The 13,432-nt window shown below is 73.8% G+C and carries 14 protein-coding genes; 3 read left to right on the forward strand and 11 right to left on the reverse strand.

Annotated elements, in window-relative coordinates:
- Positions 1–99 precede the first annotated feature (99 nt).
- The 4 genes from GA0070620_RS22555 to GA0070620_RS22570 all read right to left on the reverse strand — a co-directional run bounded on the left by GA0070620_RS22555 (position 100) and on the right by GA0070620_RS22570 (position 4,095).
- On the reverse strand, positions 100–651 hold the full coding sequence (locus tag GA0070620_RS22555) for a flavin reductase family protein (protein ID WP_377520920.1): 552 nt from the start codon (positions 649–651) through the stop codon (positions 100–102).
- Complete coding sequence (locus GA0070620_RS22560) at positions 648–1,511, reverse strand: alpha/beta fold hydrolase (RefSeq protein ID WP_091593961.1); 864 nt, start codon at positions 1,509–1,511, stop codon at positions 648–650. The genes GA0070620_RS22555 and GA0070620_RS22560 overlap by 4 nt, the downstream gene beginning before the upstream one ends.
- A gap of 140 nt (positions 1,512–1,651) precedes the next feature.
- On the reverse strand, positions 1,652–3,346 hold the full coding sequence (locus tag GA0070620_RS22565; protein ID WP_091593963.1) for an ABC transporter permease: 1,695 nt from the start codon (positions 3,344–3,346) through the stop codon (positions 1,652–1,654).
- On the reverse strand, positions 3,331–4,095 hold the full coding sequence (locus GA0070620_RS22570) for an ABC transporter ATP-binding protein (protein WP_091593966.1): 765 nt from the start codon (positions 4,093–4,095) through the stop codon (positions 3,331–3,333). Before GA0070620_RS22570 ends, GA0070620_RS22565 begins: the two co-directional genes overlap by 16 nt.
- Before the next feature lie 182 nt (positions 4,096–4,277).
- On the opposite strand from GA0070620_RS22570, the gene GA0070620_RS22575 reads away from it, so the two are divergent.
- On the forward strand, positions 4,278–4,778 hold the full coding sequence (locus GA0070620_RS22575; protein ID WP_091593968.1) for a SigE family RNA polymerase sigma factor: 501 nt from the start codon (positions 4,278–4,280) through the stop codon (positions 4,776–4,778).
- Complete coding sequence (locus GA0070620_RS22580; protein ID WP_091593969.1) at positions 4,771–5,631, forward strand: hypothetical protein; 861 nt, start codon at positions 4,771–4,773, stop codon at positions 5,629–5,631. The genes GA0070620_RS22575 and GA0070620_RS22580 overlap by 8 nt, the downstream gene beginning before the upstream one ends.
- 134 nt (positions 5,632–5,765) lie before the next feature.
- On the opposite strand, the gene GA0070620_RS22585 is transcribed toward GA0070620_RS22580, so the two are convergent.
- The 3 genes from GA0070620_RS22585 to GA0070620_RS33740 form a co-directional block, all read right to left on the reverse strand.
- The gene (locus GA0070620_RS22585) at positions 5,766–7,406 is read right to left on the reverse strand and encodes a sodium/solute symporter (protein ID WP_091593971.1); all 1,641 of its coding nucleotides are present in this window, start codon (positions 7,404–7,406) and stop codon (positions 5,766–5,768) included.
- A gap of 2 nt (positions 7,407–7,408) precedes the next feature.
- Positions 7,409–7,822 (reverse strand): DUF485 domain-containing protein, encoded by a 414-nt coding sequence (locus GA0070620_RS22590; protein WP_091593973.1) that lies wholly within the window; start codon positions 7,820–7,822, stop codon positions 7,409–7,411.
- A gap of 102 nt (positions 7,823–7,924) precedes the next feature.
- On the reverse strand, positions 7,925–8,833 hold the full coding sequence (locus GA0070620_RS33740; RefSeq protein ID WP_231921909.1) for a DUF4153 domain-containing protein: 909 nt from the start codon (positions 8,831–8,833) through the stop codon (positions 7,925–7,927).
- Between the two features lie 166 nt (positions 8,834–8,999).
- On the opposite strand from GA0070620_RS33740, the gene GA0070620_RS33745 reads away from it, so the two are divergent.
- Positions 9,000–9,602, forward strand: a complete 603-nt coding sequence (locus GA0070620_RS33745; RefSeq protein WP_231921911.1) for a hypothetical protein — start codon at positions 9,000–9,002, stop codon at positions 9,600–9,602.
- Positions 9,603–9,906: 304 nt separating this feature from the next.
- Here the strand turns inward: GA0070620_RS33745 and GA0070620_RS22600 are convergent, their stop codons facing one another.
- The 4 genes from GA0070620_RS22600 to GA0070620_RS22615 form a co-directional block, all read right to left on the reverse strand.
- Positions 9,907–10,989 carry a sensor histidine kinase gene (locus GA0070620_RS22600; RefSeq protein WP_452299649.1) on the reverse strand — a complete coding sequence of 361 codons (1,083 nt, stop codon included), beginning with the start codon at positions 10,987–10,989 and terminating at the stop codon, positions 9,907–9,909.
- Positions 10,986–11,663 carry a response regulator transcription factor gene (locus GA0070620_RS22605; RefSeq protein ID WP_091593977.1) on the reverse strand — a complete coding sequence of 226 codons (678 nt, stop codon included), beginning with the start codon at positions 11,661–11,663 and terminating at the stop codon, positions 10,986–10,988. The genes GA0070620_RS22600 and GA0070620_RS22605 overlap by 4 nt, the downstream gene beginning before the upstream one ends.
- 86 nt (positions 11,664–11,749) lie before the next feature.
- Positions 11,750–12,400 carry a DUF5701 family protein gene (locus tag GA0070620_RS22610; RefSeq protein WP_091593979.1) on the reverse strand — a complete coding sequence of 217 codons (651 nt, stop codon included), beginning with the start codon at positions 12,398–12,400 and terminating at the stop codon, positions 11,750–11,752.
- Between the two features lie 115 nt (positions 12,401–12,515).
- Complete coding sequence (locus GA0070620_RS22615) at positions 12,516–13,295, reverse strand: LytR/AlgR family response regulator transcription factor (protein WP_091593981.1); 780 nt, start codon at positions 13,293–13,295, stop codon at positions 12,516–12,518.
- Between the last annotated feature and the right edge of the window lie 137 nt (positions 13,296–13,432).

The raw sequence follows: 13,432 nt of genomic DNA on the forward strand, positions 1-13,432 counted from the left end.
ACGGGGAAGGGCGAGATCGTCCCCGGTCGGCGGCTGCGCCGAACGGCGGGTTGGCTGCGCCCAGTGACGCAGGTCACCCCGTTCAGCGGTCGGTGACGGTCAGGTCAGCTCGTGGTAGCGACCCCGGTAGTGCAGCAGCGGCAGGGCGTCGTCCACCAACTCCACCGTCTCGATGGTCGCCTCGACCAGCAGCGCCCAGCCGTACTCCCGCGCCGTGTCCAGCCGGCAGCCGGCCCACCCGCCGGCGTCGGTCGGCACCGGCCCGTACGGGGTGTCGGTCCAGCTCCCGGACGTGAAGAGGCCGCCGGGCGACGGAAAGAGGCCGGCGAACCGGTCGGCGAGTTGACGGTGCGTCGGAGCCAGCGGCGACACCGCGAAGCGCCCGGCGGCCTCGGCCGCGGCCCACAGGTCCGACTCGGCGTCGACCAGGCCGAGCAGCCGGTCCGGCTCGCCCTCCGCCACGAGCGTCGACGACACCGTGAGACCGGCCGGGCCGGGCGCCGTCCACAGGGTCACCGGCGCCACCAGCCGCCCGCGTAGCCGGCGCACCGGCGAGCGCTGACCGCTCGGCACGGCGAACGGGTCGGTGTGGTGGATCTCGGCGCCCGGGTCATGATTCACGTGAAACATTGTGCCGGGCGACCGGTTCAGTGGCCGGTGGTTGCGAAGCCCCGTACCAGCGCGGCCACCTCGTCCGCGCGGGTGTCCATCACGAAGTGGCCTCCGTCCAGCACGTACGCCTCGGCCTCCGGGACGTCCGCGCGGTACGCCTCCACCTCCGCCACCTGGAACGAGGTGTCGTAGCGGCCCCAGAGGACGAGCAGTCGGGGCCGGGTCCGGCGCAGCCAGTCCTGCCACGCGGGGTACGACGCCACGTTGGTCCGGTAGTCGTGGAACAGGTCGAGCTGGATCTCGGCCTGCCCGGGTCGGCTGAGGAAGGCGTGCTCGTCGGTCCACAGGTCGGGGTCGTAGCGCTCGGGCTCCGGATCGCTGCCCACGTGCCGGGTGCGGGCCGCGTCGAGGGAGAGGAAGTTGTCGCGGACGGCGGCCTCGTGGCCGGCGCGATCCCGCCAGTACGCCCGTCGGACCTCCCACAGCGGCCCCAGCCCGACGTCGTGGGCCACCGCGTTCTGCACGATCAGCCCGGTGAGTCGGTCCGGCGCCGCCCGGGCCATCCGGAAGCCGACCGGTCCCCCGTAGTCCTGCACGTAGAGCAGGTGCCGCTCGATGCCGACCGCCGCCGCGAAGTGCGCCATCACCTCGGCGAGCCGGTCGAAGGTGTACGCGAACGTGCCCGGGTCGGGTGCGTCGCTGTGCCCGAACCCCGGATAGTCGGGCGCGACCAACCGGAACCGGTCGGCGAGCCGCTCGATCAGCGGCTCGAACATCCGCGACGAGGAGGGGAAGCCGTGCAGGAGGAGCAGCACCGGCGCGTCCGGAGGCCCGGCCTCCCGGTAGAAGATGGACAGTCCGTCGACCGTCACGGTCCGGTAGCGCGTGGCACTGCTCATGACGGCACTCCTCGGGACGCGGCTGAGCGCACCGTAACGAGGCCTCGAAGATCACCGCCGCCGTTCGCCGGGACACCCCCGGTTCGGGGTGCCGTGGCCCGGTCGTCCGCGCCCCGCCCCGCTCGACGGGAGCACTCCTCTCAGCGGCGTGGCGTCACCGTCGCCAGCAGTTCCGGCTGCCGCCGGTCCAGCACGTCCCCGGCCACGTAGCTGCCCAGCAACGCCGCACCGAGCCCGTACGCGGCACCGACCGGCAGGGCCAGCCAGAGCCACACGTCCCCGAGTAGCAGCGCGGCCAGCACCATCGGCACGCCGGCCGCGGCCGAGCCGACCATCGCCAGCAGGCTGAGGAAGCTCTTCGCCACTCCGGCACCCGTGTTCAGGGCGAACGGGTTGCTCGTCTCGGGCAGCGCGTACGCGCCGAGCACCGAGACGACCCCGGTCACCGCCAGCCCCGCCCCGTACGCGGCGAGCAGACCGCCGGCGGTCAGGCCGATCCAGCCCGGCTCACCCAGCACCAGCGGGATCACCACGGCGACGACCGCCAGCATCGGCAGCACGTACGTCGAGAAGGCCGTGAACCGGGCTCGTAGCTCCAACCGCCCGGGCACCCCGGCCACGACGTGCGCGGCGTACGCGCTGCCGTCGAAGCCGAACTGGTTGGCCAGGGTCAACGCGGCCAGCACCCCGACGAACAACATCGACAGGCTGACCAGCACCGGTGACAGCTCGCCTCCGCCGACCGCCAGGCCCTCACCGCCGCCGACGGTGAACCCGGAGCCGCCCACGTTGACCACGAGGGGCACGAAGATGCCCACCACCGCGACGGTGATCAGGTTGGCCCGCCGTCGGGCGTCGCGCCACCAGTAACGGCACTCCCGGGCGACCAGCGCACCGAACCTGTCCCGTCGGGCCCAGCCGGCCGCCCGCGGAAAGAGCTGGGCGACCGCGCCGCCGGCGACACCACGTCTGGCCGGGGCCGGGCCGGCCGCGGCCGCGCCGACCATCGCCGACTCCAGCGAGCGTGACCACCACAGCAGCAGCGCGCCGAGCGTGCCGGCGGTGATCAGCAGCTTGACCGGAACGGTCCACGCCCGCCCCTGCGCCACGTCGATCCCGACGGTCCACGGCGCGCCGAACGGTGTCCACCCGACCACCTCGGCCAACCCGTCCAGCCGCTCCCAGTCGGTGTCCTGGATCGCGGCGAGCCCGAAGATCTGCAATGGCCCGAGCAGCGCGGCGGCGACCGCGAGCAGCACGGCGGCCAGGTCCCGGACCCGCCGGGACCGGAGCATCGTGGCGAAGGCACTGGTCACGGCGCGGCTGGCGGCAACGCAGAGCACGACGCCGGCGAGCACGCCGACGGCGGCGACCAGGCCGGCCGACCAGCCGCCGAGCGCCGACGCGCTGACCACCAGCCCGGCGAGCGCGATCAGCACGGCGATCACCGGCACGCTGACCAGGGCGGCGGCGAGCAGGCCGGTGACCAGGGTGCGGCGGGGCAGCGGCAGCAGTGCGAACCGGGCCGGGTCGAGCGTCTCGTCGACGCCGAAGAAGACCAGGGGGAGCAGCAGCCAGCCGAGGACCAGCAGGCTGCCGGCGAGGGCGGCGACGAGGAACGCGTACCGGCCGCCGTCGGCGAGGCCGGGGGCGGCGAACACGAAGAACCCGCTGGCGGCGAACCAGAGCCCGACGAACGCCCCGACCACGAAGAGGGCGACGCGCCACCCCTGACCGCGGAAGTTGTTGCCCATCACCCGCAGCTTGAGCCGGACGAAGTGCCGGGCGCGGACCGGCCGGACCGGGCCGGTCGCCGCGCTCAGTTGGACAGCCACGCCAACTCCTCGCCGGTCGCCACGCGCCCGCCGACCACCTCGACGAAGACGTCCTCCAGGGAGCGCTCGCCGCGTACCTCGCCGATTGTGCCGACCCGTTTGATGGTGCCCTCGACGAGGATCGCCACGTGCGAGCAGAGCCGCTCGACGACCTCCATCACGTGACTGGAGAAGACGACCGTGCCGCCGCCGCTCACGTACCGCTGGAGGATGTCGCGGATCAGCGCCGCCGAGACCGGGTCGACGGCCTCGAACGGCTCGTCGAGCACCAGCAGGCGCGGCCCGTGCAGCAGCGCGCAGGCCAGGCCGATCTTCTTCTTCATCCCGGCCGAGTAGTCGACCACCAGGGTGCGTCCGGCGTCGCCGAGCGCCAGCACGTCGAGCAGTTCGGCGGCGCGCTGGTCGACCACCGCCGGGTCCATGCCGCGCAACAGGCCGTTGTACGCGAGCAGCTCCGCCCCGCTCAGCCGGTCGAAGAGGCGTACGCCGTCGGGCATCACCCCGAGCAGTTGCTTGGCGCGGACCGGGTCGGCCCAGACGTCGTGCCCGAGCACCCAGGCCTGGCCGTGGTCCGGCCGGAGCAGCCCGACCGCCATGGAGAGCGTGGTGGTCTTGCCGGCGCCGTTCGGGCCGAGCAGGCCGTAGAACGATCCGGCCGGTACGTCCAGGTCCACGCCGGCCACCGCTACCTTGCCGTCGAACCGTTTGGCCAGGCCGCGCAGCGCGAGCGCCGGGTGCTCACCAGTCATGCGTCCGACCGTATCGGGCAGGGGCCAGATGCCGCTCCGGCCGGAGGATGACGCGCCGTCATCCCCGAGGCTTACCCCCTGCCGTCCACTGTCCACCTCCCGACTGCCGCCGCGTCCGGGCCGCGTGCAACCGGACCCCGCCACGGCGGGTGAAAGGGGCAGGATCGCGACGGGGAGGGACATTGGACAGGGACGACGGATTCGAGGAGTTCTACCGGGCGACAAGACATCGGGTCGTGACCGTGCTCTACGCGCTCGGCGGTGACCTGGCCGAGGCCCAGGACGCCGCTCAGGAGGCGTACGTGCGGGCCTGGCAGCGCTGGACGAAGATCAGCGGGTGCGGCGACCCGGAGGCCTGGGTCCGGACGGTGGGCTACCGCCTGCTGGTCAATCGCTGGCGGAAGATGCGCAGCGGGTTGGCGGCGTACCGCCGGCAGGGCGTGGACGTGAGCGTCGGACCACCCTCGGAGAACACGGTCGCCCTGGTGACGGCACTCCGGAGGCTGCCCGAGGAGCAGCGGCAGGCGATCGTGCTGCACCACCTGGCAGACCTCTCCGTCGCCGAGATCGCCGTGCAGACCAACACGCCGACCGGCACCGTCAAGGCCCGACTCGCCCGGGGTCGTAAAGCCTTGGCCACCCTGCTCGACACGACCCTCCCCGAGGAGGTCACCCATGCCTGACCAGCTGTTCACCGACATGCTCCGCGACACGCGGGACCTCACCTGGGCCCCCACCGAGCAGGTGCGCCGCCGGGGCCGGCAGCGCACCCGGCGTACCCGGATCGTGGCCGGTCTCGCCGGCGTCGTCGCCGTGGCCGTGGTCGCCGCCGGCGCCGTCGCGTTCGCCGGTGGTCCGGACCCGGCCCCGCCGATCCCACCGGCGACCGGCTCGCCGACGCCGACCCCGAGTCCGACCCCGTCGACCGCACCGAGCGCGACCGGTTCCCCGACCCCCACCGGCTCGCCCTCCACCGAGGGCACCCCGTCGAGCCCGCCGAAGACCAGCGGTCGACCGACCGGCGGGTCGACCGACCGGAGCATCCCGGCCGCCGCGATGCTGCAACTCGCGGACCTGCCCGCCGGCTTCCGGAACAGCGGAAGCGACCTCGACGGCGACTGGACCCTAGAGTCGGTGACCATCTACTGCGCGGGCCGGTCACCGTCCATCACGCCCGGCGAGGTGGCCCGGCGGGGCGCCACGTTCGACTCGCCCACCAGTTCGATGATCGAGCGGGTGACCCGCCACTCGGGAGGTAACGCCGCCACCGCGATGGACCGGGTGCGTGACCTGGTCACCGGCTGCCGTCCGGAGCGGGCGGGCGACTCGCTGTCGATCGTGGCGACCGGGCTCGCCGGTGACGAGTCGCTGATGGTGGCCTCGTCCATCAGCGGCCATCAGAGCCACTGGCTCTTCGTCCGACAGGGTGACCTGGTGGCGCAGGTCTGGCTGGCCGAGCAGCCGTCGCCCGACGAGGCGAAGCCCTACGCCCGAAAGGTGGCCAACCGGCTCTGCGCCGGCACCCCCAGCTGCTGACCCACCCCGCGTCCCCGCCCCACCTCCGCGTCCGCGATCTTGCAGTTTCGGTCCTCGTTCCGGGGCATTCACCCGTTTTCGCGGGGCACAAACTGCAAGATCGCGGGCGGCAGGGCGCGGACGGCAACGCGGGGTTACAGGCGGAGGGCTTCGGGGGTGTGTAGGCGGAGCATGGTGGCTCCCACGTCGGGTGGAAGGCGGCGGCGGGAGGCCATCGACACCACCACCATCACGGTGAAGGCGAGCGGGACGGTCCACGCCGCGGGCTGCGCGATCAGCGTGGCCGGCCAGCCCTCCAGCGGCGGCCCGAGGACGGTGACCAGCACCGCGCCGATCGCCGCGCCGCCACCGACCAGGATGCCGGCGGCGGCCCCGAGATCGGTCAGCCCCCGCCACCAGATCCCGAGCACCAGCAGCGGGCAGAAGCTCGACGCCGCCACCGCGAACGCGAGCCCCACCACCTGCGAGACGTCCAACCCGGACACGTTCAGGGCGAGCACTGCGGGCACCGCCCCGGCGATCACCGTGGCGAGCCGGAAGCCGTGGACCGACCCGCGGCCGAGCACGTCGGTCGAGATCACGCCGGCCACGCTGGTGAGCAGACCGGACGAGGTGGACAGGAACGCCGCGAACGCGCCGGCCGCGACCAGGGCGGCGAGCAGTCGGCCGGTGACGCCGTCGCCGAGGGCGGCCTCGGGGAGCAGCACCACCACCGCGTCGGTCTGGCCGGTGACCAGCAGTTGCGGCGTGTAGATCCGGCCGAGCACGCCGTAGATGGTGGGCAGCAGGTAGAAGGCGCCCACCAGCGCCAGCACGACCAGTGTCGTACGCCGGGCGGCCGCCCCGTCCGGGTTGGTGTAGAAGCGCACCAGGACGTGCGGCAACCCCATGGTGCCCAGGAACGTCGCGAGGATCAGCGAGTACGTGGCGAAGAGCCCCCGGTCGTCGTCACCGGCGGCGCTGGGCAGCAGCCAGTCGTCGGCGCCGATGGCCACCCCGGACACCTGCGGCACCGGGTCACCGGCGGCGAAGGCGAGCTCGTCGCCGGGGCGTACCTCCCGGGTCGTGCCGTCGGGCAGGGTGAGGGTCGCCGAGTGCTCGACCACGACGGTGGTGGCGGTCCGGAACGCCGGCCCGTCCGGCGGGGTCACCGGCGGGCGCGCGTCGGCCTGCCACTGGAGGGCCAGGAAGATCGCGGGTAAGGCGAGCGCGGTGAGCTTCAGCCAGTACTGGAACGCCTGGACGAAGGTGATCGCCCGCATCCCGCCCAGCGCCACGTTGGCCGTGACGACCACGGCCACCAGCACCGCACCGACCGGGTAGGCGGAACCGGCCATCGTGGACAGGGTCAGCCCGGCGCCCTGGAGCTGTGGTACCAGATAGAGCCAGCCGATGAAGATGACGAACGCGGTGGCGAGGATGCGCAGGCGGCGGGAGCCCAGCCGCAGCTCGCAGAAGTCGGGCAGGGTGAACGCGCCCGACCGGCGCAGCGGGGCGGCCACGAACAGCAGCAGGGCCAGGTAGCCGGCGGCGAAGCCGACCGGGTACCAGAGCACGTCGACGCCGTACTTGAGGATCAGCCCGGCGACCCCCAGGAACGACGCCGCCGACAGGTACTCACCACCGATCGCGGCGGCGTTCCAGGTCGGGCTGATCGCCCGGGACGCGACGAGGAAGTCGGACGTGGTCCGGGCCAGCCGCAGCCCGTAGAACCCGATCCCGACGGTGACCAGGGTGACCGCGACGATCGCCGGGACGACCAGGCCGTTGTCCACCCTCAGCGCTCCGGCCGCTGGACCAGGTCGGTGAAGTCCTGCTCGTTGCGTTCGGCCAGCCGCACGTACGACCAGCCGACCGCGATGAGGAACGGGAAGCTCACCACCCCGAGCAGCAGCCAGGGCAGGTTGACCCCGAAGACCGTGACCTGCCCGACCGACGGCGCGATGGCGAAGAGCCACGGCAGGCCGCCCAGCCCGATCGCCACCACCAGCGAGAGCCGCAGCGCCAGGGCCAGTTGGGCTCGCACCAGGCCCCGCACCAGAGCCTCACCGACCCGGGTCTGCTGGGTCAGCTCGGTGCGGGTCCGCAACAGCCGGTCGTCCCGCCGGGTCACCTCGGCCAGCACGATCCGGGCGCGCGGAGAAGGCTCCGGGGCCCGCGGCGCCGGTACGCGATCGTCGGCAGCGGTCACCTGGGCAGTCTCGCCCGATCAGCCCGAAAGTCAAGGGTGTCGACAGGCCTGTGGACAACTTGTGGACAAGAGCTCACCCCTGTGGAAAACCAGTCCGGCAGGTCACCAGCGGTAGGCATCCAGGCAGCTCGCGCGGTCCGACACCGGGCGCGCGGCGAACAACGCCCGGGCCCGGGCTCGGCCCAGGTTCGCCGTCCCCAGGTCGGTCTCCGGCTGCGCGGCGGCGAGTCTGCGCAGCGCACAGGACCGCAGCGGTTCGGGTAGCCGGTCCAGGGCCGGTACGGCGTCCGCCGAGAGGCCGGCGAGGTAGACGACGTCCAACCGGCCGGTCTCCCGGTACCGGTCCACGTTGTGTTCGGCGATGAACCGGTCCGGGTTGATCACCGCGAGGCCGAGCAGCGCGGCGATCGCCGTACCCACCACCAGTTGCGGCAGCCACCCGCCACGCAGCCGGAGGACGCCCACTCCGACCAGCACGAAGAGCAACCCGAGCCAGAGCTCGACGGTGGCCACGAAGAGCCGCAGCCGGGTCGCCCCGTACGCCTCCGTGTAGACCTGCATCCGATACAGCGCCGATGCCACGACGACCAGGCTGAGGGCGGTCAACAGGCCGAGCAGGACCCGGATCAGCACCCGGTCGGTCCGGTCGCCGCGCGGCGCCCAGCGCAGCGCCCCGCCGATCACCAACAGGGTGAGCGCGGAGACGGCGAGCAGTTGCCAGAAGCCGCCGCGCGCGTACTGGGCGTAGCTCAGGCCGGCGGTGCGCAGCACGTGGTCCGAGCCGCCGAACAGCACGGTGAGCTGCACGAGCACGAACGCGGCGAAGAGCGCGTCGAGCGCGGCCAGCGGCAACGCCCACTCCAGCCGGCGGACCGTCGGGGCCGTCGCCACCGGCGGCAGCACCGTGGACACCAGCATCCCCAACGGCGTACGACCACCGGACAGCGCAAGACCCGCGGTGGCCACGGAGGCGAGCAGGCAGAGGACGAACAGCCACCCGGCGGCCCGCACCGAACCGACCCCGACCAGCGCGAGCGTGGCGACCGCCCAGGCGAGCCGGACCGCCCGCCCCGGTGCCCCCGTGGCACCGGGACGGACGTGGTCCGACCCTCCGTGGCCAGCCCCGGCCGAGGCCGGAGCCGAGGCCGCCGTAGGCGCACCCGCCCCGGCCGGGCTCGTGGTCGCCGCGGTAGGCGCACCCGCCCCGGCCGGGCTCGTGGTCGCCGCGGTAGGCGCACCGACTCCGCCCGGCACCCCCTCGGCCGGCCCGGCCCCCACCGCCGGTCTGGCCGCCGCCCCTGCCGGGCCGACACTCGTCGCTGGCTGGTTGCCCGGCCCGGTCGCTGCCGACGGCTGGCTCGCCGCCGGCGAGCCCGGCTCCGTCGGCTTCACCTGGGCGGCCGTGTCGATCGGTGATCCCGTGCTGCCCGGTCCGGTCGGTCCGGTCGGTCCGGTAGGCCGGTCGGTCGCGGTCGCGGTCGCGGTTGCGGCCGCCGGGCGTGACCCGCCCGCCCGGCCGGGAGAGTCGGCGGTGCGGCGGCGCACCACGGCGGCCGTGACCAGTGCACCGGCACCGACGAGCGAGGCCAGCAACCAGCCGGCCCCCGGACGGTCGAACGGCACGACGGAGGCGGCGACGGCCGCGGCGGCGGCGACCGCGGCGAGGACCATCGGGTCGGCGGCGCCGGCCGGCCCGGGCCAGCGGCGTCGCAGCGCCGACGGGGGCGCGGGCGGCCGTGGCGGGTACGGGCCGGCCGCGACCGGCGGGGTCCCCCACTGACCCGCCCAGCCCGGTCCGCCCGCGACGGGTCCCGTGAGCGGCCCGGCCGGTGGACGACCCAGCGCGTCCCCGGACCACGCTTTGGGCGTGCCCGGACCGGCCCCTTGCTGCGGTGACACGTGCTGGCCCGGTCCGGAGCCGGGAGCGGGCTGCGGTGGCACGTGCGGCGCCGGTCCGGCGCCCGGCTCCGAGGGGACATGCGGGCCCGGCGCGGAGCCGGGAGCGGGCTGCGGTGGCACGTGCTGAGCGGGTGCGGACTGCCCCGGTGTCGAGCCGGCTTCGGCCGAGGGCTTGTGCGGGTCGGTCATGCCGTCCTCTCTCCGATCGGTGCGGTGCCGGGGATGGCGACCTGGATGCGGCAGCCGGGTCCCGCGCCGGGGCTGGGGGTGGCGGGGTCGAGCACCTGGATCCGTCCGCCGTGCAGCTCGACGACCCAGCGGGCGATCGCGAGGCCGAGGCCGGTGCCGCCGCCGGCCGCCCGGTCGCCCCGGGTGAACCGTTCGAACACCCGGGAGCGCTCGGCCAGGGCGATGCCCTCGCCCTCGTCGGTCACCTCGACGTACAGCTCGCCGGCTCGATCCTCGGCCGTCATCCGGACCGTGCCGCCGGCCGGGCTGTGCCGGGCCGCGTTGTCCAGCAGGTTGGCGAAGACCTGGTGCAGCCGCCACGGGTCGGCGTACACGGTCAGGGGCGCGGGCAACTCCCGCAGCCGGAACCGGACGTCGAGGCCGGCCCCGGCGGCGCTCGCGGTGGCGTGCTCGACCGCCTCGTCGAGGAACTCGGCGACGTCGATCCGTACGCGTCGCAGCGACGCCACCCCGGCGTCGAGTCGGGACAGGTCGAGCAGGTCCGCGACGAGGTGGCCGAGCCGCTCGGTCTGCGCGAGGGCGGTCCGCAGCGTGGCCGGTTCGGGCGCCGCCACACCGTCCACCAGGTTCTCCAGCACCCCTTGGAGGGCGCTGATGGGTGTCCGCAGCTCGTGCGAGACGTTCGCGATGAGTTCGCGTCGGCGCTGGTCGGAGGCGTGCAGGTCCTCGGCCATCTTGTTGAACGCCCGGGCCAGGTCCCCCACCTCGTCGCGGGCGGTGGGGCGTACGCGTCGGGTGTAGTCGCCGCGGGCCATCGCCCCGGCGGCGGCGGTCATCTCCCGCAGCGGCGAGGTCATCCCGTGCGCCAGCACCTGCGAGGTGAGCAGCGCGACGAAGATGGCCGTCGCCGCCGTCCGGGTCGGCAGCCAACCGATCGCGTACCAGAAGTAGGAGAGCCCGGCGGCGCCGGAGCTGACCACGAGGATCCCCAGCTTCAGCTTGATCGACCGGACCGGGTCGAGCGGTCGGGGAAGCAGTTCGAGCACCCGGTCCATCCGGGCGACCAGGGCGCGGCTCACGCCGGCACCTCCAGCGCGTAGCCGATGCCGTGCACGGTGCGGATCAGGTCGGCACCGAGCTTGCGGCGCAACGCCTTAACGTGGCTGTCGACGGTGCGGGTGCCGGAGCCGTCGGCCCAGCCCCAGACGTCGGCGAGCAGCACCTCCCGGGGAAGCACGGTCCGGGGTCGCCCGGCCAGGTGCACCAGCAGGTCGAACTCGGTCGGTGTGAGGTGGACCTCCGCGCCGGCCTTGCGGACCCGGCGCTCGGCCTGGTTGATCTCGATGTCACCCAGTCGCAGGGTGGGCGCCGGCGCGGCGGTCGCCCGGTCCACGCGGCGCAGCAGGACGTGCACCCGGGCGGCGAGCTCCCGCATGGAGAACGGCTTGGTGAGGTAGTCGTCCGCCCCGACCGCGAGGCCCACCAGCAGGTCCGTCTCGTCGTCCCGCGCGGTGAGCATCAACACCGGGACCGGCCGGTCGGCCTGGATCCGCCGGCACACCTCCAGGCCGTCGAACCCCGGCAGCATGACGTCGAGGACGACCAGGTCGGGCTGCCCGGTCCGGAAACGCTCGACGGCGCCCGGGCCGTCTCCGGCGATGTCGACCGCGAAGCCCTCGGCGCGCAGCCGCGCGGCCACCGACTCCGCGATCGTCCGCTCGTCCTCCACCACCAGCACCCGGCGCTCCCTCATGGGGCCTGACTGTAGGGAGGCGGCGTGGAGATCGGTGGCTCACATTGTGAACGAACTGTGGAGAAGCGTGCCCGCGCGGGGTGACATCAGGACAGGCCGACGCGCTCCGGACGGGCGGAGGCAGAGCCCAGCCAGGTGTGCGGGTTGCCGTACCAGCACCAGCCGAGCTTCGGCGCGCCCTGGCTGATCCAGATCGCCGGCACCCGCTTGTCGCCGCAGCGCGACCCGACCAGCGAGAAGCACTTGTTCTTCGCCAGCGCGGACGGGTGCAGCGTGACGAACGCGATCCCCTCGTCGATGGTGAGCGGCAACCGGTCCTTGCCGGTGATGACCTCCATCGCGGCGGCGGGGGCCAGGTTCACCAGATCCGCACCCCGGTCGACGTCGAAGAGCAGGTAAGCCGGGCTCTCCGGCACCTCCAGCTCCTTGATCGGGTCGAAGCGGGCCAGGTCGCCCTCGGCGTAGTTGCGGTCGAGGACGCCGGGCTTCCGCTTGCCGTCGAGCGTGGTGAGCCCCAGCCGCTCCGCCACCGGGATCAGCTCGCGCGTGGTGACCAGCAGGAACGGCACCCGACCCTCGGTGGGCGCCGGCAGGCCGGCCGTGCCCTGCCGGGCAGCCGCCCGCAACGGGGCGACCAGCGCGCGGAAGTCGTCGTCGGTCCTGCCGGCGAGCCCCGGGTAGCCCAGCTCCACCAGTCGGTCCACCTGGCGGTCGAACTCGCTGTCGGCGTCGTACATGGTGGCCTCCCCTTCGTCGTACGCTCTACCGTACAGCGTACGATGGAACGCCGCCGTCGACCACGACGACGCGACCCGGTCGTATTCGGGGACGCTGCCCGAGAGGCGGGTGCCGTCAGCGGCTCCAGTCCTGCTTCGCCGCGCGGACCAGCTTGTCCTTCAGCTCCCGGGTGTGCCGCCGGCTCACCGGCAGCTCGGTGCCGTCGATCACCACCACGTAGCCGGAGTTGACCAGCCGCAGCTCCGCGATGAGCTTCAACTGCACCAGGTACGACCGGTGGACGCGGACGAACCCGGCGTCCGCCCAGCGTTCGGCCAACGTCGCCAGCGACACCCGGACCAGGTGCGAGCCGTCCGCCGTGTGCAGCCGGGCGTAGTCGCCCTGCGCCTCCACCCATCGCACGGCCGAACGGGGCAGCATCCGGGTGGTGCCGGCCAGCTCGATCGGAATGGTCGGGTCCTCCTCGGCACGGGCCAGCGCCGCCGGGTGCGACGGCACCACCCGGGAGCCGATCACCCGGCGCAGCGACTCCGCCAAGCGCTCCGCGCGTACCGGCTTGCGGACGTAGTCGGTGGCCCCCAGGTCGAACGCGTCGACCGCGCCGTCGTCGTACGCGGTCACGAACACGATCGCCGGCGGACGCGCGAACCGGCGCAGCACCCGCGCCAACTCCATCCCGTCCAGCCCCGGCATCCGGATGTCGAGGAAGACGACGTCCACGTCGCCGTCGCGGAGCAACCGAAGCGCCTCGGTCGCGTCACCGGCCGTGTGCAGCCGCGCCACCCGAGGATCGGCCCGCAGGTGGTAGGCCAACTCGTCGAGCGCGGGCGGCTCGTCGTCGACCGCCAGCACCCGCAGGAAACCCGACGCCCCCGGCTCGCTCCTCGCGCTCACGGCGTCACCTTTGTTCGCGACTGCGGGGCTCGCAACCCCGGCTCACTCCTCGCGCTCACGGCGTCACCTTTGTTCGCGACTGCGGGGCTCGCAACCCCGGCTCACTCCTCGCGCTCACGGCGTCACCTTTGTTCGCG

It is taken from the genome of Micromonospora krabiensis (assembly GCF_900091425.1).
Lineage (GTDB): Bacteria > Actinomycetota > Actinomycetes > Mycobacteriales > Micromonosporaceae > Micromonospora > Micromonospora krabiensis.